The sequence below is a fragment of the Streptomyces sp. NRRL WC-3618 genome (assembly GCF_001280005.1).
Lineage (GTDB): Bacteria > Actinomycetota > Actinomycetes > Streptomycetales > Streptomycetaceae > Streptomyces.
In genome coordinates this window covers 1-896 of sequence record NZ_LGDW01000260.1, presented here as the reverse complement: position 1 = coordinate 896, position 896 = coordinate 1, and the positions used below count along the sequence as shown (strand labels likewise).

The following is an 896-nucleotide window of genomic DNA, read 5'->3' as shown; positions in this document are numbered from 1 at the left end:
CAGTTCAACCAGGCGTTCACGATGCACGGCACGATCATGCTGCTGATGTTCGCGACGCCGCTGTTCGCCGGTTTCACCAACTGGATCATGCCGCTGCAGATCGGCGCCCCCGACGTCGCGTTCCCGCGGCTGAACATGTTCGCCTACTGGCTGTACCTGTTCGGCTCGACGATCGCGGTCGGCGGTTTCCTCACCCCCTCGGGTGCGGCCGACTTCGGCTGGTTCGCCTACTCCCCGCTGTCCGACGCCGTGCGCTCCCCGGGCATCGGCGCCGACCTGTGGATCATGGGTCTGGCCTTCTCCGGCTTCGGCACGATCCTCGGCGCGGTCAACTTCATCACCACGATCATCTGCATGCGCGCACCGGGCATGACCATGTTCCGCATGCCGATCTTCGTGTGGAACGTGCTGCTGACCGCGGTCCTGGTCCTGCTGGCCTTCCCCGTTCTCGCCGCCGCGCTCTTCGCGCTGGAGGCGGATCGGAAATTCGGCGCACACATCTTCGATGCCGCCAACGGTGGTGCCCTGCTGTGGCAGCACCTGTTCTGGTTCTTCGGGCATCCGGAGGTGTACATCATCGCGCTGCCGTTCTTCGGGATCATCTCCGAGGTCATCCCGGTCTTCTCCCGCAAGCCGATGTTCGGCTACATGGGCCTGATCGGCGCGACCATCGCCATCGCCGGCCTCTCGGTGACCGTGTGGGCGCACCACATGTACGTGACCGGCGGAGTCCTCCTGCCGTTCTTCTCCTTCATGACGTTCCTCATCGCCGTACCGACGGGCGTGAAGTTCTTCAACTGGATCGGCACCATGTGGAAGGGGTCCTTGTCGTTCGAGACCCCGATGCTGTGGGCCACCGGCTTCCTGGTCACCTTCACCTTCGGTGGGCTGACCGG

Annotated in this window: 1 protein-coding gene; it reads left to right on the top strand. The window is 64.4% G+C overall.

Annotation, left to right across the window (positions count from 1 at the left end; translation table 11 throughout):
* Positions 1 to 896, top strand: an 896-nt coding sequence (locus ADL01_RS22240) for a cbb3-type cytochrome c oxidase subunit I (RefSeq protein WP_199834891.1), incomplete at both ends; no start/stop codon positions are given.